Here is a 17127-nt window from a genome sequence, read left to right on the forward strand (position 1 = left end):
GAATGCGAAGACCGACGATCATAGATGTGGCCAGAAAGGCAGGCGTTTCGAAATCGACGGTCAGTCTTGTCCTGCAAGGCAGCGCTCAGGTGAAGTCCGAAACCCGGACGCTGGTGCACGCTGCCATGAAAGAGATCGGTTATGTCTACAACCGGTCGGCGGCAAATCTGCGCTCGACCGGAACCGCTCTCATTGGTTTGGTGATCAACGATCTGACCAACCCGTTCTTCACGGAATTTGCGACATCATTGCAGATGGCGTTGGGCTCTCGTGGCTATGCGGTGGTCGTGGCCAACACCAATGAAGACCCTGCGCTTCAGGATCAGGTCATTGGCGCGATGCTGGAACATGGCGTGTCGGCTCTGATCGTGTCTCCGGCTTATGGGGATGTATCCCGAACATTTGCCGCTGTTGAACGGGCGGGCATACCTCTGATGCAAGTCCTGCGTCAGGTCGAGAGCAACACAAAAACTTTCCCATTCATTGCGCCGGACTATACCGAAGGTGGGCGCATCGCGACGCGACACCTCATTGAAACCGGGGCAAAGAAAATTGCGTTTGTCGGCGGGTTGGAAGGGCGCAAAGTTACCCATGAAAGGTATTCCGGATACCTGGAAGTGATGGAAGAAAGCGGTCTGACCCCTCTCGTATTGACTGGCCGCAGCAGCCGCGTGTTTGGGCATACTGCCGCCGTTCAGCTGTTCGAAGATCAGCCAGATTGCGACGCAGCGGTTTGTTTCAATGATCTCGTTGCATTCGGGATGATCAACGCCTGTCACGAAGCCCAAAGACAGATTGGTGCGGATTTTCAGATGATCGGGTTTGACGACATCGCAGAGGCTTCGGAGTATTGGCCTGCGCTCTCCACAGTGCATTGCGGTGTTCATGGGTTTGGAGAGAAGATTGCCGATATGATTGTTGGCTGGCTACAGGGCACAACCAAACCCCAACCTTGCCTGCGTACACCGGTACGGCTCGTACTCAGGCAGACGACGCGCGGTTCTTGAGCCGGGAAAGTTCAGAAATTGGGCGCTGTCACCAAGCAGATCAGGTGCGCGCCTTTTCGAATGCGGACCAGGCGGCTTCGAACGCGGCAAAGTCGAACCCTTCGGCGCGGGCAGGTTCCAACACCAGCTTTTCGGTCTCAAGCAGTTTGTGGATCGCATCGGCCAGCCTAGGGATGTCTTTCTCAGGGATCACCAATGCACCGTGACGGTCGGCGTGGATCAGATCGCCATCTTCAACCATCATGCCGAACACGGTGACCGGAGTGCCGATTTCGCGGACATGAACAAATGCGTGGCTGGGCCCCACAGAGCCGGCGATGACGGGGAACCCCTCGGGCAGGTCACCCAGATCACGCATCACGCCATTGGTCAGCGCGCCGGACAGGCCAAAGCCTTTGTGAATGGTGGTGTTGATTTCACCCCAATAGGCACCAATGGCGTTTTCGCCATCCACATCCTCGACGACCGCGATACCGGGGCGGGGGCCTTCGGCCATGTGGCGGTAATAGTCCATGCGGCGGGTTTTTATGATATCGACGGGCTCAGATGGGGGTTCGACAGCCGCGATCTTGGCCGTGCGGGCATATCCGACGACTGCTCCGGCATCTGGATCGCTGCACAGTACAGTGCCACGCGTGAACTGGTCGAAACCGCGCCCGCCTTGGGCGACCTCGATCGCGTTGCAGACGGTCGGTGTATCTACCGATTTCAATAGAGTCAGCAATTCATCATTCATCGTCAACATCCTTCAGCCAGCGGCGCAGGGCCTGCGTGGTTTCAACCGATTTCTCAAGTGTCGGCAGATGCCCTGCATTCTCGATGATAACCAGCTCGGATCGCGGTAGCAGATCGTGCATCAACTCATGGCGAGAGATCGGGCAAAGCTTGTCTCCGCGTCCGCACAGTACCAACGCAGGTTTGTCGAAACCGCGCAGCGTTGCGGTTTGATCGGGCCTGTCGCGCAATGCGATTGACTGCTCGCAGAAGATATCCGGTCCGAGCTCCAGCGCCATCTCCATGCACAAATCCAGTATCTCGGCCCGGTTTTCACCATCGCTGAGATAGTTGGGTTTCATCTCGTCCCGCATCACATTTTCAAGCCGTCCGGCACGCGCAGCTTCCATCTGAGGTCCACGGCGTGCCTGGACTTCGGGCAATTCTGCGAGCGGGTTTGTGTCCATCAGCGCCAGTCCGACAATGCGGTCGGGCGCTTGCCGCACGATCTCCATGGCGACAATGCCACCCATGGACAAACCGCCCAGCGCAAACCGTTCCGGCTGGGTCGCGAGGATTTGCGCAGCCAGCCCGGCCATCGTATCGCTACCCGACAGTTCAGGCACCGATACAGCACGTTCGGCCGAGAGCGCTTCGATCTGAGGTGCAAAAAGCCGGGCGTCACACATCATGCCTGGCAGCAGAACAAGTGGAGTCATCTCTTTTCCCTAAACGGACGCGGCGCCTTCCGACAGGGCAGCAAGCTTGGCATAGGCAATGGAAGGATCAACGGCACCGAACCCGGCAAAGGTGCCAAAGCCGCAATCACTACCTGCGATGACTCGTTCGGCTCCGACGATGTCCGTAAATCTGGCGATACGTTGGGCCACAAGTTCCGGATGCTCAACAAAATTCGTCGTGGTGTCGACGACCCCGGGCACCAGCACCTTGTCATCCGGGATATCCGCTTTGCGATCCCGGAACACTGTCCATTCGTGCCCGTGGCGCGGATTTGATGTTTCAAACAGAACATAGCGCGATTTGGTCGCCATCAGAGTGTCAAACATCTTGGACATCGGGATATCGCACAGATGCGGACCTTCGTAGTTACCCCAGCAAATGTGCACGCGCACCTTTTCAGCCGGCACATCCGAGAGCGCGTGGTTCAGTGCATCGACATGCATCTGCGCCACTTTGATGAACTCATCATCCGACAATTCAGTGAACAACATGTGCCGCGACAGGGCCAGATCCGGACAATCTAACTGCAGGTCCAGACCAGCGGCCACGATGGTCTCATATTCCTCTTTCATCGCATTGGCGAGTGCGGCCAGATAAGCTTCGCGCGATTTGTAGAAATCGTTCTGCAGGAATAGTGAGATCACGCCGGGGCTGGCGGCGTTCATGAAGCCGCGCTTAATCCCGTGTTCCGCCATCGCGCTTTTGAGGTTGGCGATGTCCTTCTGCAGTTCATCCTGCCCTTTGGATCGGACCTCGCCCGTGCACATGGGGCGCGCGTATTGAGGTGTTCCGCCCGCATCGGCCAGCCGCTGCAGAAAACTCGGGAACATTTTTAGATCGGCTGGGGCATTGCGGGGGCTATCGCCCGAAAAGCCGGTATAACGATCTTTCACATAAGTCGCATAGCTGATCTTTGAGGTCTCACCGTCTGAGACAATATCGATCCCGGCATCCTTTTGCTGTTTGACCGTCTCTGAGACAGCGGCGGTAATACAAGCATCGAAAGCGTGCGTGTTATAAGACTCCCCGCGTTCGCGGGCAAAGATGAAGTCCACCACTTCCTGCGTGCGTGGCAGGCTGCCCACATGGGTTGTCAGAACTCGGGTCATCTTCGTCTCCTCAGTCTTGTTCCTTGTGGCAGTCTCATCGGGCGGGACCGGCTTTCTTCCGACCACCGCCCGGTGGGTCAAATGCCGATCCAGGTCGCGCCCGCTGGATCATCCGTTGCGGTGATGCGATACAAACCCGCCTGGCCTGTCATCGAGGGTGCCACGCTGTAGCGTTCGCCGGGCAGAACCAGCGCGGTGTCGCCACCGGACAAAGTGGTCACCACATCGTTGATAGCGATCCGCCAATGGCCGATGGCAGGCATAAGGACCACCGGCTTCACAGCTTCGACCAGAGTATCCACGCTGGAGCCGCGGGTCAGGAAATCGACCTCAAACCCGGGTTTGTCCCTTATGATCCCATTCTCGCCGATCACAATAGCGGGTTTGTCGGCGGCAAGCGCCATCAAGTCCCAATAGCGCGCGACGTATTTTCCGACCACATCTTCGACAGGAACCTCGGGATATTCCTTGAGCTGTTCGTCGCTCAGCAGCGGCATGGGTCGTACGTTGTGCGGCAGTTCCTGACCCTTCTTCGAGTCATAAAGCACTCCGTTATCGCCCAGCATAAGCCCGTGTGCCTGTGCGTCTTCGATGACCTGAGGCGCCCAAGTCACCCCTCCGCCCGCATCGTCACCGCCGAGGATCGACATAATCATTCCATAGTCCTGGCCAACGTTTTCAAACCCGCGGAAGATACCGGTCGGGATGTTGAAAATGTCACCTTCCTCGGCGATGAACTCGCCCGCTGTGCCGTAACGGCCCCAGAAGAACCGCCAGCGGCCTTTGGCGACAAAGAAGACCTCGGCCGTGGTATGACTGTGCAATGAGTTTCGGCATTTCGGGGGCTGCCCCGCTGCGCCAATGTTAAAGCCGATCTTGTCTGTAATGTGGACGTGCTGGTCGGGGCTTTCCGATACGCCGCCACCGACGATGGTGAAGTTCTCTTTCTGATCCGATCCGGGTGTGTGGGCGTCGATAAAGGCGGTTTTACAGGGCTGAAGCTCGCCATAGCGAACGATGCGGTTTTGGATGGTGCTCATGATGCTATCTCCTTGGTTTCGGGGGTTTGTGGGATCAAACCCCATGTCCCGGAGGTCGGTTGTTCAACCGCCGCGCGCGCAGGCTCGCACGGTGCGCGTGAAAGCGCTTCGCGGCTTGGCTGGCATCGAGATATGCACCCGCCTGGATCAATCAGACATCTCCAGTTTGCAGTAGGATCTGTTTCCAGATTGCAACTTCGTCATAGAGGCTGAATTCCCGACGCAGGCCCCATGGGCCGTATTCTGCATGGGACATGCCCATCACGTGTACTTTGACCCCGGTTGGCCGACCGAAAGCGCCCCAACCATCGTGGGTGCCGTCCAAAGACCAGCGCACCGAAGCTCTTGGCGGCATCATATCGCCGTCCATGCCGATCTGATGGTGGATTTTGAACGTCGCATTCGGGAACGAGGACCGCAGACCAATCCAGAACTCGCTGACCGCTTCGCGTCCAATGGCTTGTTTTGAACCAGCGTACTCACCGATCACGGCGCGATCATAATCAGCAAGAATATGGTTGAAATCCTTGTCCATGATGCGCGTCAGCGTCTCGGCATAGCGTGCGCCCCATTCGTTGTTGTTGCCGGTCCCGTGATAGCCACCGTCCACATCAATCTCAGGCGAAAAGGGGCAGCTCGCCTTTTCCGGACCGCCTTCTGAGGCGATCAGGTCGCGTGTATAATCCTCGGGCTCCAGACCTAGTTGGCGTACAAGTCCGCCATAATCGCGCACCAACCACTCGTCATAGATCGTTTCGCCTTTTGCTGCGCAATCCGCGATCACCCGGACCACCCACTTCTTGCCGCTGGCTTTCCCGAACTGACCATCCTGCAGATGGGTCGCAGTTGTTAGAAGCCGGTGAGAGGACAAGTGACCGTGTTCATCCGAGTGGGACCAGATTACATCTTCACCGTATAGCTGGCGATCCGGGAATTCATGGCAGGTCGCCATCGTTGATGCGATCACAGTCTGATTGCCATGGCTGATACCCATCGGGGTGCGCACCGGGATCTCAGGCGCATAATAGCGGTTTAACGTCTCAGTTCCGCGATCTTCCCAGATCTCTTTCGTGATCCCGAGAATGTAGTCCGGAAAGTCTTTCCATTTGTTCGCATAGGTCATGGGGTAAAGCCCTTTGGTTTTCGGGCCGAACCGCGCATTTTCAGCGGGCCGGGTATTTGAATGGTCTCAGATGCGGTGCCATCCTCGATGCGCGACAGAAGAACATCGACTGTGGCAGAAACCATTTGGTTGATTGGTTGCCTGATGGTCGTCAAGTCGTAGGCCGGCCAGGCGGCCATAGGCACGTCGTCGTAGCCGACGACGCTAATGTCACCAGGAACAGACAGGCCAAGTTCGAACCGAACAGTATCCATAACGGCAAACGCCATGTGGTCATTGCCGACAAATATCGCGTCGGGCCGATCCGAAGCGCTGCACAGCTTGCGCGCGATGGTCGAGGCGGTTTCCTGATTGTACTTGCCGTCTTCGATTGCGAATGGTTCAAGGCCGTGCTCTTTCAGTCCGTCCACAAACCCCCGCATGCGATCCACACCTGTCGAGGACTCCTGCCAGCCTGAGATGTGCGCAATCTTCTTATGGCCACCGCCCGCCAGGAAATGCGCGACAGTGCGCCCGCCCTGTATGTTGTCTGATGTGACCTGTGCCAGATTACCGGAAACCTGGCCCCGATTGAACATGACCACAGGGATACCTGCGTCGTCGCAACGCTTGGCGATATCGTTGGACATGTCGACCGAGGCTGTGATGATGCCGTCGACCTGAAAAGACAGCAGATCCTCGACGATCTTGGGTACGCTTTCGTCATTCTTGGCCATGAACAGCAGGATATGATAGCCGCGCTCCTTCAGCGCTCGATCGAGGTATTCCAGTGCCATTGGATAGAACTGGTTCTCAAGATAGGCCACAACCACGCCGATGATCCGGCTTTTTCCGGTGATCATTGCTCGCGCCAGCGTATTGGGTCGATACCCAAGTTCTTCGGCGGCTCTTTTGACTTTCTTGCGCGTTGCGGCTGATGCTGAAGCACCGGGGGTGAACACTCGGCTTACCGCTGATTGGCTGACACCCGCAAGGCGGGCAACGTCGAAGGATGTAACTTTCTCTGCCATCAGTCTGCCGTCCATCCGCCATCGATCAACAAGGAAGTGCCGGTGACAAGGCTTGAGGCATCCGACGCCAGGTAGAGGGCAGCACCGGTGATGTCACTGAGCTCGCCCACGCGGCCAAGCTTGATTTTTTCCTCGATCCAGGCCCGTCTTTCAGGAATGGCCAGTGTTTGTTCCCCCAAAGGCGTGCGGATGAAGGTTGGTGCGAGCGTGTTTACGCGGATGCCCAGTGGCCCCCATTCGATGGCCATAGCTTTGGTAAATCCTTCGACCGCGTGTTTGGTACCGCAATAGACCGCGCGATCAATGCCGCCAACCTGGCCCATCTGGCTGGTGATGTTGATCAGGCTACCGGATTTTTTCGCCGCGATCAGGTCGCGCGCCACCGCGCGGGTCAGAAAGTAGGCCCCTTTGAAATTCAGATCGCTGACCGTATCAAAATCAGCCTCGGAGGTTTCCAGCGCCGGGCTGTGCCGGGCCATACCTGCTGAGTTGATCAGGATGTCAAACGGACCGTTAGTGCCCACAGCAGCCTCGGTTGCAGCGATGTCAGCTACGTCCAAGGCAAGTGTGTTTGCATTCCAGCCCTTTGCTGCGAAAGCGTCGGCAAGATCGGTCAATTTGTCTTCGCGCCGCGCAGCCAGTGTTACCTCTGCCCCATGGCTGGCCAATGCGGTGGCGCAGGCCAGTCCGATGCCCGAGGAGGCTCCGGCCACAAGGGCGCGTTTGCCATCTAGGCGAAAGGACGGTGCAGGGGGCAAGTTCATCAGATATCTCCAACTGGGAAGGGCACGCGGCCCGGGACACGGGCCTTATTGAACTCGCGCAAACGTCGGAAGACGTCCACCCCCAATTGCCGATAAGCGTCCAGTATATCGACCATGACCCAGTTCTCGCGAATGCGCCCATCGGCGATCCGCCAGAAGTCGAGGCTGCGCATGGTGATTTTCTTGCCAGATGGTGCGATGCCCAACCACCCGTCATGTGTGACTGTTTGCACCATGTCGGGCCATCCCGTGACAGCGACGTAGGGACCGTCGCCAAAGAAGTGATAGGTGATCTCGTCCAGATACTGCCCGCGATCCGGCATGCCGGAAAGGAAGGGGATCTGGTGCCAGTTGCGGAACCCTAGAATGCCCCGGCAGGTACCGATTCCGGCCGGGCCGTACCAATTCATGTTCTCATGCCAGAATCGCGACATCTCCATCACTTCGGGCCCGCCCTGCGACGGATGCCGTTTCATGTGGTCCAGCATATCCACGATCAGGTCGCGGCTGGCTTTGCTGTCAGCTTCAGCATGCGGTCCGTGAGACAGGCCATCACTCGTTGCGGGGCCGGGAATAAAGATCTCGGCCCCAAGCGATGGAACCATCGGCCAGGCACCGACCTGCATCATCACCTCGGGCAAGTCCCAGATCATCTGCATCTCGGTGATTTTGCCGTCCACGATGCAGTAATACTCGTGAAACCGCATATGAACCAAGTGACCCGAAGGCGGGATATCCAGCAATGGACCCACAAAGGTGCCAACGTAGTGCCCGCCGCAGCCGACCCAGTTGTTGCCGTGCTCATCTTCGCCAGCCATGATCAGCCATTCGCGCCTTTCGGCGTCAGGCCATGCGTGTCGCAACGGGGTCAGAACGTTGTCGAAAAACGCTGCCGGTCCGATCTGATCGCCGAAAGGATGACAGCAATGGAACACCGCATCCGGAGAACAGAGCGTGTCCAACGCGCGCCGAATGGCCGCGTCGTCCCAGTCGTATAACGCCATCCGCATCGGTGCCAGAAATTCGCGGTTCGTCATGTGGATGGACATGGATTACTCCGCAGCTTCAACCGGAACAACGGGCGCGCCATAAGGCACGTTGCGACCTCCGTAGCGGCGCACGCGAATGTTGCACTGTTCTGCGTGCCCGACAAAACCTTCCAGCATACACAGGCGTGAGCCATATTCGCCGATCAGCGCTGCGGCCTCATCAGTGGCTACCTTCTGATAGCTGTGCGTTTTCAAGAATTTACCGACCCATAGCCCACCCGTATAACGGCCCGCCTTCTTCGTGGGTAACGTGTGGTTGGTGCCAATCACCTTATCGCCATTGGCGACGTTCGTGCGGGGGCCGAGGAACAACGCCCCGTAAGAGTGCATGTTGTCCAGATACCAGTCGTCGCGATCAGTCATGATCTGAACGTGTTCATAAGCCATGTCATTGGCGACCTGCAGCATTTCCTCATGCGTATCGCACAGGATTATGTCGCCATAATCTTCCCACGAAGCCGACGCGGTTTCGCGCGTTGGAAGGATTTTCAAAAGCCGGTCAATCTCGGACAAGGTGTCCACGGCTAGGCTGCGCGAATTGGTAATCAGGCAGGCGGGTGAGTTGTACCCGTGTTCCGCCTGACCCAGCAGATCGGTGGCGCACATCTCGGCGTCGACCGTCTCATCTGCGATCACCATGGTTTCGGTCGGACCCGCGAACAAGTCGATGCCAACGCGGCCAAACAATTGCCGTTTGGCTTCAGCAACAAAGGCGTTGCCTGGACCGACGATCATGTGAACCGGATCAATGGTTTCAGTCCCGATCGCCATTGCGCCTACGGCCTGAATTCCGCCTAGCACGTAAATCTCATGCGCACCGCCCATATGCATTGCGGCGACAATCGCGGGGTGTGGCGCGCCATCGACCGGAGGGGCCGAGGCGATGATGCGTGGCACACCCGCCACCTGCGCGGTCAGCACGGACATATGGGCTGAAGCAACCATCGGGAATTTACCGCCAGGGACATAGCAGCCAACTGACTGCACCGGGATGTTGCGATGGCCCAGAATGACGCCCGGCAGGGTCTCGACCTCGATATCCGTCATCGAGGCCCGCTGCGCCTCGGCAAAGCGGCGGATCTGGGTCTGGGCGAACTTGATGTCCTCCATATCCCGGGTCGAGACCTTCTGCATTGCCGCCTCGATCTCGGAGGCATTCAGGCGAAACGATACCGGGCTGTATCCATCGAACTTTTCGCTCAGCTCCCGGACGGCTGTGTCACCGCGATTTTCAATGTCGGACAGCGTCCCTTCGACAACTTTGCGCACCTTGGCGTCATCTTCGGCGCGCGCTTCTGCGGGTTTGCTGGTTTTTAGGTGTTCGATTGTCATATCAGCCTCCTAGGCCGTAGGATGTGCGCTATATTCAACGGGTGCTTCGAAACCCCAGCCTCTGCCACGGAACACATCGCCCCCTAGTTGTTCGACGATGCTGGCAAAATCGACCCGCACAATGTTCTCGGCGATTCTGGACCCTTCGATGCGCCAGAAGTCGATGTAAGGGACGCGGATTTTCTGCCCGGTGGCCTTGATGCCCATGAAGTCACGTTCAAGCGTGGCATGGCAGGCCCCAAAACAAGCGGCCCAGTCGCCGTCTTGCATGAAATGAGGGGTCACGAAATCCCGGTTCCCAAAAAACTCGCGGAACGGCGAATACCAACCGCTTTCAAACTCTTCGAGGCCGTGTTTCAGGCCGCAGCCGTAGTTGGCATCCCAAACGAAATCCTCATGGAAGAATTCCGAGACATCGACGTCAGAACGTTGTAAGGCCGCTTCCATCGCCTGAACAACATCAAGCGGGCGTGCAGAAGCGCCCTGGCCCTGCTTTCCCCGCCACAGGCGTGCGACAGGCGGGTCAAGCCGATCCCAGCCCTTGCCTTCAAACACGTCCCATCCCAACTGGGCGGCAACGCTGGCCAGATCGACATTCACTTTGTTATAGGCGATGCGCCCGTCGCGAACCTGCCAGAAATCCACATATGGAATACGCAGCGGGCGACCCGTCGCCGGGATACCCATGAAGTCACCGGCATGGGTTGCATGGCAGGTGCCGATACAGGCCGCCCAGTCGCTATCCTCAAGCCACACCGTTGTGTCAAACTGGCGATTGCCGAAGGCGGTGCGGAAGGGCTCCTGCCATCCTTTCTGGAACTCATGGAGACCGGATTTGCGGCCGCACCCGGAATTACCGTCCCAGACAAAGTCTTCGTGAAACCAGGGCGACATGTCGGTCTCGGACCGCCCGAGCGCCTGTTCCATGCCTTTTACCAGTTCCAGGACGGATGCCATCATGCGCCTCCGTCGGGCCGTGGCGGCGTCGCCTCACCTCGATCGTAAGATTCCCAACCCATTCCGGCGAACACATCATGCCCCAGCTGAGCCAGCACATGCGGAAAATCGACCATCACCCAGTTGTCGACAATTTTCCCATCCACGACTTTCCAGAAATCCATATACCGGATCTCGACCCGTTTCCCGGTCGGTGCAAGACCCATGAATTCACCGGAATGAGTTGCTTCTTGACGGCCAAAGGCCGCGGCCCACTCTCCCATGTAGAGGCGGGCTTCATCGACGCAGATCTTGTCCGAAAACGCTGCCTGAAACGGGCGCTGCCAATTGTCCTGGAACTCTTTCAAGCCGTTTTTGGTGCCACAGCCGGTATTGCCCATCCAGCGAAAGCCTTCGGAAAAGAATTCTCCGATGTCGCTGATACGGTGATCATTCAGGCCATCTACCATCCCTTCGATGACAGCACGCGTTTCCGCGGTCTTGTTCATGTCCGTATCGCGGCTGAGCACGGCTTGTTCAGGGCGAGACCCCTTCATGGCAGCATTCTCCTATCTGGCTGACCTGTAAGCACTTTTGGTCACGTGGCGGCTTGCGCCGTGGTCGCCTCAGTCCAGGCGTTCCCCTGAGTTGGCATCGAACAGATGGCAAACAGATGCGGGAATATTCACGTTCACTGGTGTTCCAATCTCGGCCCGGTAATCTTTGCCCGCACGAACCGAGGCAATCGTACCCCCAAGTTTCAGGGTCACAATCGTTGCGTCGCCAAGCAGCTCTAGTGAATACAGCGGGGCAGCGGATGTCCCATCAGGGTCGAGGTTGGCGTCTTCGGCGCGAAAGCCCAGCGTCGTCTTGCCCTGGTGATTGGTCTGCAGACCCTCGATCCGGACATTTTCGCCGGTGAATACGCCGTTCTTCACTTCGCCTTCAAGCAGATTCATTGCAGGGCTGCCGATGAAGCTGGCTACGAATGTATTTGCTGGCGTGTCATAGATGTCAGTGGGTGTGCCCACCTGCTGAACCACCCCTTTGTTCATGACGACGACCCGATCTGCCAGCGTCATTGCCTCGATCTGATCATGGGTCACGTAAATTGTCGTGACCTGCAGTTCGTGGCTGAGGTTCTTGATCTGATGGCGTGTGGAAACACGCAGTTTGGCGTCGAGATTGGATAGCGGTTCATCCATCAGGAACACGTTCGGTTCTCGCACAATAGCTCGTGCCAGGGCGACCCGCTGTCGCTGACCGCCGGATAACTCGGCCGGGCGGCGATGCATGAATTCAGTGAGTTCGACCATCTCGGCTGCTCGTTCGACGCGCTCGTCATGGGTCGCTGGGTCCGTTTTCCGAACCTTCAGGGGAAAGCGGATATTCTCGTAAACATCCAGATTGGGGTAGAGCGCATAGCTCTGGAACACCATCGCTACGTCACGATCCTTCGGGTCCAGATCGTTCACAACTCGACCGTCAATCGTGATCTCGCCTTCGGTGACATCTTCCAGTCCAGCGATCATGCGCATTGTTGTCGTCTTGCCACAACCAGACGGGCCGAGCAGCACCAGAAACTCTTTATCCGCGATTGTCAGGTCAAAGTTGTGCACGCCAATAAATGACCCCCACCGCTTTGAAATGTTCTTCAGCTGAATCTCGGCCATGTCTGCTCCAAGCATTGCATGCGTTCTCAAAATTGTTGCCAAAGATTCGGAAAAATAGCAAGCGTAAGTTTTCTATGCCGATGCGTTCATCGCAAACTTTGACGGCAATATCAGTTATAAATTCAAGTAAATCATGATTATGCTGCGCTCAAAAGGATTAACTTGTCATATGAGAATAAATTGTCATAATGATGAATGCGAATGCACAACAGATGAATAGAAGTCAAAACAATAAGACTTGGCAGGTCGGCGCCTGCACATGAACCAACCGGAGGGTTTATAACAATGAATCTGATTAGAAACTTCGCTGCTGGTGCAGTCGCGGCCATGATGGCCACGGCTGCCTATGCAGAGTGTGAAATCGCCAGTGGCAACGTCAATGTCTTGGCGAATGACTTCCCGGCGCTCAAGGCGATCACGTCCACGGCGGCAGAATGCGCGGGCGGTGTCATTGTCGGGGCAAACCACAACAAGGATTTCCGTAACTTCCATGTTCAGGCGCTGACGGCCAATCCGGCCGAGTACAGCTCGGTTGTGGTTGCGAACTCGTCAATTGTTCCGCTTCTCAACGAAGGCCTGATCCGCCCGCTGGATGACTTGGTTGCCAAACATGGCCAGGCTCTCAGCAAGAACCAGTTGATCACCATTGACGGTAAGATCATGGCGATTGCCTTCATGGCTAACGCGCAGCACCTCTTCGTGCGTCAGGATATTCTGGATCAAGTCGGCAAACCCGTGCCCACGACTTGGGAGGAGGTTGTCGAAACCGGTAAGGCAATCAAGGATGCGGGTATCATGGAGCACCCGTTTGCCTTCCTCAGCATGTCCGACTGGAACCTGGGTGAAGAGTTCGTGAACATGTATCTTGGTCACGGCGGTGAATTCTTCAAGCCTGGCACAGCAGAGCCAGCAGTGAACAACGAAGCGGGCGTCGCGACCCTGAACATGATGAAAGAGCTGGTGTCGCTGTCGAACCCCGACTTCCTGACATACAACACCGCAACTGTTGTTCCGATCTGGAAATCTGGTGATCTCGCCATTGCCCAGCTTTGGGGATCCAGCGGCGGCGAGCTTCTGGGCGGTGAGGGCGCTGCCGAAGGTGTTGCTGAAAACACTGTTTTGGCTGGGGCACCAACCGTTGCAGGCGGTGATACTCCGTCCTCCACGCTTTGGTGGGATGGGTTTACGATCTCAAAAAACATCTCTGACGAAGATGCCGAAGCGACCTTTATCGCGATGATGCATGGTATCTCACCCGCGATGGTCGAGGAGAACAACGATGCCGCAGTTTGGCTGATGGATTCCTACAAGCCTGGCCCGGCTGCAGTAGGCGTTGCTGCGACGGCTACAGGCGGGGCCGATCCTTACCCGATGCTGCCATACATGGGCTTGCTGCATCAGGCGTTCTACGAAGAACTGCCCGACTTCCTGCAGGGCAATGAAAGCGCCGAGCAGACTCTGGCAGACATCGAAGCCGCCTACATCGCGGCGGCCAAAGAGGCCGGCTATTTGTAAGAGCCATGCCCGAGGCGGGTCGTCCCGCCTCGGCTTCCCCCAAGCCGCGAAGCTGACATAGGTGCCGGGTTATGAAACATCGCACTTTCTTCTGGTTCATCTTGCCATCATTGGCCGCGATGATCTTTTTCATTGCCTTGCCCATCGTATCGGTGGCGGTGCAGTCTCTGTTCGTTGAGCACGAGCAAATCATGATCGAGGTCGAAAACTGTGGACCGTTCAAATGCGAAACGGTTTTGCAGGTCGACAATGAGGCGACAGCCGCGCTGCAGGCAGAGGCGCCTCTGGGCCGATTTAACGGTTTGGGAACCTATACAAACCGGAAACATCTGGCGTTTGAAGAAGTCAGCGTAGCCTGGAGTGAAACCGAGACAATCGGCGACTTCATGGGCGAGTTGCTGAACTTGCCCTTCTACAAAGCCCTGATCTTTACCCTGACCTACACCGCTGTCGTGACCCCGTTTGTGATCGTGCTGGGTTTAGGTGTGGCGCTGGCCGTGAACAATCTGCCACGTTTATTGAAGGGGCCGACCATTTTTGTCTCGCTGCTGCCTATGATTGTGACGCCGCTGATTGGCGCACTTATCCTGTTTTGGATGGTGGATGCGGACGGGATTATCGGCGCAACTTTGCAAAAGATATTCGACGATCCGAACCTGTCCCTGAAGGCCTCAACGCCGCTGACTTGGATTATGCTGATCGTCTACGGGATCTGGAGTTCGACCCCCTTCAGCTTCATCGTCTTCTACGCTGGTTTGCAGACAGTTCCGAAAGAAACGCTTGAGGCGGCTAAGATTGACGGCGCCTCGCGTTGGCAGGCCATCCGATATGTGGTCATTCCTTATATGGCGCCGTTGGTGGTGTTTATCACCCTGATGCAGTTGATGGATAATTTCCGCGTGTTTGAACCCATCGTCGCGTTCTCGGCTTCGGCCAAGGCAACGTCGTTGTCGTGGATCATCTTCAATGACCTGCGAGGTGGCGACGTCCAGCTGTTCGGCTCTGCCGGAGCAACGTCTTTGCTGACAATCATCGGTATTTCCATCCTACTCACCCCTGTGCTGATCCGCACATGGCGCGACTTTAACCGGAAGAGGGCCTGATCATGTCAACATCAGTCGCTGACAGACGTTCCAAAGGATTGATCTGGTTCACCAGCAGCTTCGTGGTTCTGTGGATTCTCATTGCTGCTGGGCCTTTCCTTTGGACTGTTTGGGGGTCGTTTAAAGTTCAGGCCGATTTCTTTTCCAAAGCTGACTGGACCAACGCCGTCTACGGTGTGATGACCACGGCTGAAACCGGCAGCGCGTTTACGGGTGGCGGGTATCTTGGCGCATGGGTTGAGCAGGAGTTCTGGCGCAACTCGATCAACACGGCGATTGTCGTATTCTTCACGGTCATCATTTCGCTGACCTTTGGCACCTTGGGGGGCTATGCCCTTGCACGCTCAGGTTTCAGATACGCGTTTTGGCTGCTGATGGCGGCGCTGGTTTTCCGGGCCATGCCTCATATCACGCTAGTTTCGGGCTACCTGCTGCCGTTCTTTGAGTGGAACGTCTGGGGTAAGCTGGGGACAACGGTTATCGTTCTGGTGGCGATCAACCAGCCGTTTACGCTCTGGATGCTGCATTCGTTCTTTTTGAACATCCCCAAGGACATGGACGAAAGTGCCATGGTGGATGGTTGCACGCGGTTTCAGGCGTTTCGGCATGTCATCATCCCAGTGATGTGGCCGGGTGTGATTACCACGGGTTTGTTCAGCTTCCTGCTGGCTTACAATGATTTTGCAATTGGCGCGGTTCTGTTGAGTTCTGAAAACCAGACCATGGTTCCAAAAATTGCGAGTTTCCTTGGAACGGTGCGCGAAACCGGGGACGTGATGTTCGCTGTCGCTGCAGCGGTCAGCGCGCTGATCCCATTGTTCTTCCTTGTTCTGTTCTTCCAGCGGCAGATCGTCAGTGGCCTCACGGCCGGTGCGGTAAAAGGCTGAATTCGACTGATGCAGATCCGGCCAATCTGGCCGGATCTTTTTTTGTGTTCTCGAACGAGCGAAAGATACGCGTGACACATGACTACTCTGCAATCCGCCAAAGCGCTTGTGCGCAACTACTATGCCGCAATTGACCAGGATCCGGTTGAAGCGGTCAGGACTTATTGTGCGCCGGATGCGCTCTGGCGTGGGTATCACCCGTTCAATGAAATCCACAACCCGGAGGACGTTGCCGCGACCTTTTGGGTGCCGTTGAAAACGGCGGTCACGCGTATGCAACGTCGGCTTGATTTGTTCATGGCGGGCGAAAACGGGCTTGAAGATGGTGGTATCTGGGTCGCTTCCATGGGTCATCTCATGGGGCTTTTCGATCAGCCATGGCTGGACATTCCGCCGACAAACAAGATTGTCATGCTGCGCTATGCCGAGTTCATTCGCGTCGAAGGGGACAAAATCACCGATACCGCGATGTTCTTCGATATCCCGCATCTAATGATGCAGGCGGGCCTCAACCCATTCCCGCCTCAGACTGGAGCGCAGCTGGTTCAGCCCGGCCCGATGACTCATGACGGAGTGATGTTTGACGAGCAGGACCCTGCCGAAGGCGAGAAAACCCTGCAGGCCATCGAGTTCATGATCAATGATATCCGCGATTGGAAGGGTCGGGAGGAAGAGGGGTTGCTGACCGAATTGCCGCGCAGCTGGAACGACGACATGATTTGGTGGGGTCCGTCAGGCATCGGTGCAACTTATACGATCGAGCGCTACGCCAAACAGCATGCGGGTCCTTTTCGCGAAGGGTTTACGGATCGCATTTTCAACGGCCACGTTGCGCGCATAGCCGAAGGAAGTTTTGGCGGGTTTTTCGGCTGGCCGAACCTGACATTGACCCCTTCGGGCGGCTTCATGGGTATGCCGGCCACCGGCAAGCCAGCCGATATGCGCGTCATAGACATGTACCGCAGATCGGGTGACAAACTGACCGAGAACTGGATCTTCATCGACCTGCTGCACTTCTGGAAGCAACAGGGTTTGGATGTCCTTGCGCGCCTTCCTTATATGCGCGGATAGCCAAATTAAAACGCACCCCGTTCAGGGGTGCGTTGTCATAGGTTTGTTCTTGG

The 17127-nt window shown here is 56.7% G+C and carries 17 protein-coding genes; 5 read left to right on the forward strand and 12 right to left on the reverse strand.

Going from position 1 to position 17127, the window contains the following annotated elements:
• The first annotated feature begins 2 nt into the window (after window positions 1–2).
• Window positions 3–1007: a LacI family DNA-binding transcriptional regulator gene (locus ACR0AZ_RS17955; protein ID WP_480472004.1), complete on the forward strand. Its 1005-nt coding sequence runs from the start codon at window positions 3–5 to the stop codon at window positions 1005–1007.
• 40 nt (window positions 1008–1047) lie between these two features.
• On the opposite strand, the gene ACR0AZ_RS17960 is transcribed toward ACR0AZ_RS17955, so the two are convergent.
• The 12 genes from ACR0AZ_RS17960 to ACR0AZ_RS18015 form a co-directional block, all read right to left on the reverse strand.
• Window positions 1048–1743, reverse strand: a complete 696-nt coding sequence (locus ACR0AZ_RS17960; RefSeq protein ID WP_480472003.1) for an RraA family protein — start codon at window positions 1741–1743, stop codon at window positions 1048–1050.
• Window positions 1736–2440 carry an alpha/beta fold hydrolase gene (locus ACR0AZ_RS17965; RefSeq protein ID WP_480472002.1) on the reverse strand — a complete coding sequence of 235 codons (705 nt, stop codon included), beginning with the start codon at window positions 2438–2440 and terminating at the stop codon, window positions 1736–1738. Before ACR0AZ_RS17965 ends, ACR0AZ_RS17960 begins: the two co-directional genes overlap by 8 nt.
• A 9-nt stretch (window positions 2441–2449) precedes the next feature.
• Window positions 2450–3571 (reverse strand): cobalamin-independent methionine synthase II family protein, encoded by a 1122-nt coding sequence (locus ACR0AZ_RS17970; protein ID WP_480472001.1) that lies wholly within the window; start codon window positions 3569–3571, stop codon window positions 2450–2452.
• A gap of 77 nt (window positions 3572–3648) precedes the next feature.
• Window positions 3649–4611 (reverse strand): cupin domain-containing protein, encoded by a 963-nt coding sequence (locus ACR0AZ_RS17975; protein ID WP_480472000.1) that lies wholly within the window; start codon window positions 4609–4611, stop codon window positions 3649–3651.
• 151 nt (window positions 4612–4762) lie between these two features.
• On the reverse strand, window positions 4763–5734 hold the full coding sequence (locus ACR0AZ_RS17980) for a nuclear transport factor 2 family protein (RefSeq protein ID WP_480668007.1): 972 nt from the start codon (window positions 5732–5734) through the stop codon (window positions 4763–4765).
• Window positions 5731–6747, reverse strand: a complete 1017-nt coding sequence (locus ACR0AZ_RS17985; RefSeq protein WP_480472896.1) for a LacI family DNA-binding transcriptional regulator — start codon at window positions 6745–6747, stop codon at window positions 5731–5733. Before ACR0AZ_RS17985 ends, ACR0AZ_RS17980 begins: the two co-directional genes overlap by 4 nt.
• A complete protein-coding gene (locus ACR0AZ_RS17990; RefSeq protein ID WP_480668008.1) occupies window positions 6744–7508 on the reverse strand; it encodes an SDR family NAD(P)-dependent oxidoreductase in 765 nt (254 codons plus the stop codon). The genes ACR0AZ_RS17985 and ACR0AZ_RS17990 overlap by 4 nt, the downstream gene beginning before the upstream one ends.
• A complete protein-coding gene (locus ACR0AZ_RS17995) occupies window positions 7508–8557 on the reverse strand; it encodes an ester cyclase (protein WP_480668009.1) in 1050 nt (349 codons plus the stop codon). The genes ACR0AZ_RS17990 and ACR0AZ_RS17995 overlap by 1 nt, the downstream gene beginning before the upstream one ends.
• A gap of 3 nt (window positions 8558–8560) precedes the next feature.
• Window positions 8561–9889 (reverse strand): histidinol dehydrogenase, encoded by a 1329-nt coding sequence (gene hisD / locus ACR0AZ_RS18000; RefSeq protein ID WP_480668010.1) that lies wholly within the window; start codon window positions 9887–9889, stop codon window positions 8561–8563.
• Window positions 9890–9898: 9 nt separating this feature from the next.
• Window positions 9899–10846 carry an ester cyclase gene (locus tag ACR0AZ_RS18005; RefSeq protein ID WP_480471995.1) on the reverse strand — a complete coding sequence of 316 codons (948 nt, stop codon included), beginning with the start codon at window positions 10844–10846 and terminating at the stop codon, window positions 9899–9901.
• Complete coding sequence (locus ACR0AZ_RS18010) at window positions 10846–11382, reverse strand: ester cyclase (RefSeq protein ID WP_480471994.1); 537 nt, start codon at window positions 11380–11382, stop codon at window positions 10846–10848. Before ACR0AZ_RS18010 ends, ACR0AZ_RS18005 begins: the two co-directional genes overlap by 1 nt.
• 69 nt (window positions 11383–11451) lie before the next feature.
• On the reverse strand, window positions 11452–12498 hold the full coding sequence (locus ACR0AZ_RS18015) for an ABC transporter ATP-binding protein (protein ID WP_480471993.1): 1047 nt from the start codon (window positions 12496–12498) through the stop codon (window positions 11452–11454).
• 285 nt (window positions 12499–12783) lie between these two features.
• Between ACR0AZ_RS18015 and ACR0AZ_RS18020 the strand changes: the two genes are divergently transcribed.
• The 4 genes from ACR0AZ_RS18020 to ACR0AZ_RS18035 all read left to right on the forward strand — a co-directional run bounded on the left by ACR0AZ_RS18020 (window position 12784) and on the right by ACR0AZ_RS18035 (window position 17074).
• The gene (locus tag ACR0AZ_RS18020) at window positions 12784–14013 is read left to right on the forward strand and encodes an ABC transporter substrate-binding protein (protein ID WP_480668011.1); all 1230 of its coding nucleotides are present in this window, start codon (window positions 12784–12786) and stop codon (window positions 14011–14013) included.
• A 71-nt stretch (window positions 14014–14084) separates the two neighbouring features.
• A complete protein-coding gene (locus ACR0AZ_RS18025) occupies window positions 14085–15116 on the forward strand; it encodes a carbohydrate ABC transporter permease (protein ID WP_480471991.1) in 1032 nt (343 codons plus the stop codon).
• Window positions 15117–15118: 2 nt separating this feature from the next.
• Entirely contained in the window at window positions 15119–16003 is an 885-nt protein-coding gene (locus ACR0AZ_RS18030; protein ID WP_480471990.1) for a carbohydrate ABC transporter permease, read from the forward strand.
• 78 nt (window positions 16004–16081) lie between these two features.
• Window positions 16082–17074, forward strand: coding sequence for a nuclear transport factor 2 family protein (locus tag ACR0AZ_RS18035; protein ID WP_480668012.1), 993 nt, complete (start codon window positions 16082–16084; stop codon window positions 17072–17074).
• The last annotated feature ends 53 nt before the right edge of the window (window positions 17075–17127 follow it).

The sequence above is a fragment of the Ruegeria sp. BE3 genome, assembly GCF_056538865.1.

Coding starts and splice junctions, on each gene's coding strand:
- ACR0AZ_RS17960 (WP_480472003.1), bottom strand. CDS start 1,743: ATGAATGATGAATTGCTGACTCTATTGAAATCGGTAGATACACCGACC.
- ACR0AZ_RS18020 (WP_480668011.1), top strand. CDS start 12,784: ATGAATCTGATTAGAAACTTCGCTGCTGGTGCAGTCGCGGCCATGATG.
- ACR0AZ_RS18030 (WP_480471990.1), top strand. CDS start 15,119: ATGTCAACATCAGTCGCTGACAGACGTTCCAAAGGATTGATCTGGTTC.
- ACR0AZ_RS17980 (WP_480668007.1), bottom strand. CDS start 5,734: ATGACCTATGCGAACAAATGGAAAGACTTTCCGGACTACATTCTCGGG.
- ACR0AZ_RS18005 (WP_480471995.1), bottom strand. CDS start 10,846: ATGGCATCCGTCCTGGAACTGGTAAAAGGCATGGAACAGGCGCTCGGG.
- ACR0AZ_RS17965 (WP_480472002.1), bottom strand. CDS start 2,440: ATGACTCCACTTGTTCTGCTGCCAGGCATGATGTGTGACGCCCGGCTT.
- ACR0AZ_RS18035 (WP_480668012.1), top strand. CDS start 16,082: ATGACTACTCTGCAATCCGCCAAAGCGCTTGTGCGCAACTACTATGCC.
- ACR0AZ_RS17990 (WP_480668008.1), bottom strand. CDS start 7,508: ATGAACTTGCCCCCTGCACCGTCCTTTCGCCTAGATGGCAAACGCGCC.
- ACR0AZ_RS17955 (WP_480472004.1), top strand. CDS start 3: ATGCGAAGACCGACGATCATAGATGTGGCCAGAAAGGCAGGCGTTTCG.
- ACR0AZ_RS18010 (WP_480471994.1), bottom strand. CDS start 11,382: ATGAAGGGGTCTCGCCCTGAACAAGCCGTGCTCAGCCGCGATACGGAC.
- hisD (WP_480668010.1), bottom strand. CDS start 9,889: ATGACAATCGAACACCTAAAAACCAGCAAACCCGCAGAAGCGCGCGCC.
- ACR0AZ_RS18015 (WP_480471993.1), bottom strand. CDS start 12,498: ATGGCCGAGATTCAGCTGAAGAACATTTCAAAGCGGTGGGGGTCATTT.
- ACR0AZ_RS17970 (WP_480472001.1), bottom strand. CDS start 3,571: ATGACCCGAGTTCTGACAACCCATGTGGGCAGCCTGCCACGCACGCAG.
- ACR0AZ_RS17975 (WP_480472000.1), bottom strand. CDS start 4,611: ATGAGCACCATCCAAAACCGCATCGTTCGCTATGGCGAGCTTCAGCCC.
- ACR0AZ_RS17995 (WP_480668009.1), bottom strand. CDS start 8,557: ATGTCCATCCACATGACGAACCGCGAATTTCTGGCACCGATGCGGATG.
- ACR0AZ_RS18025 (WP_480471991.1), top strand. CDS start 14,085: ATGAAACATCGCACTTTCTTCTGGTTCATCTTGCCATCATTGGCCGCG.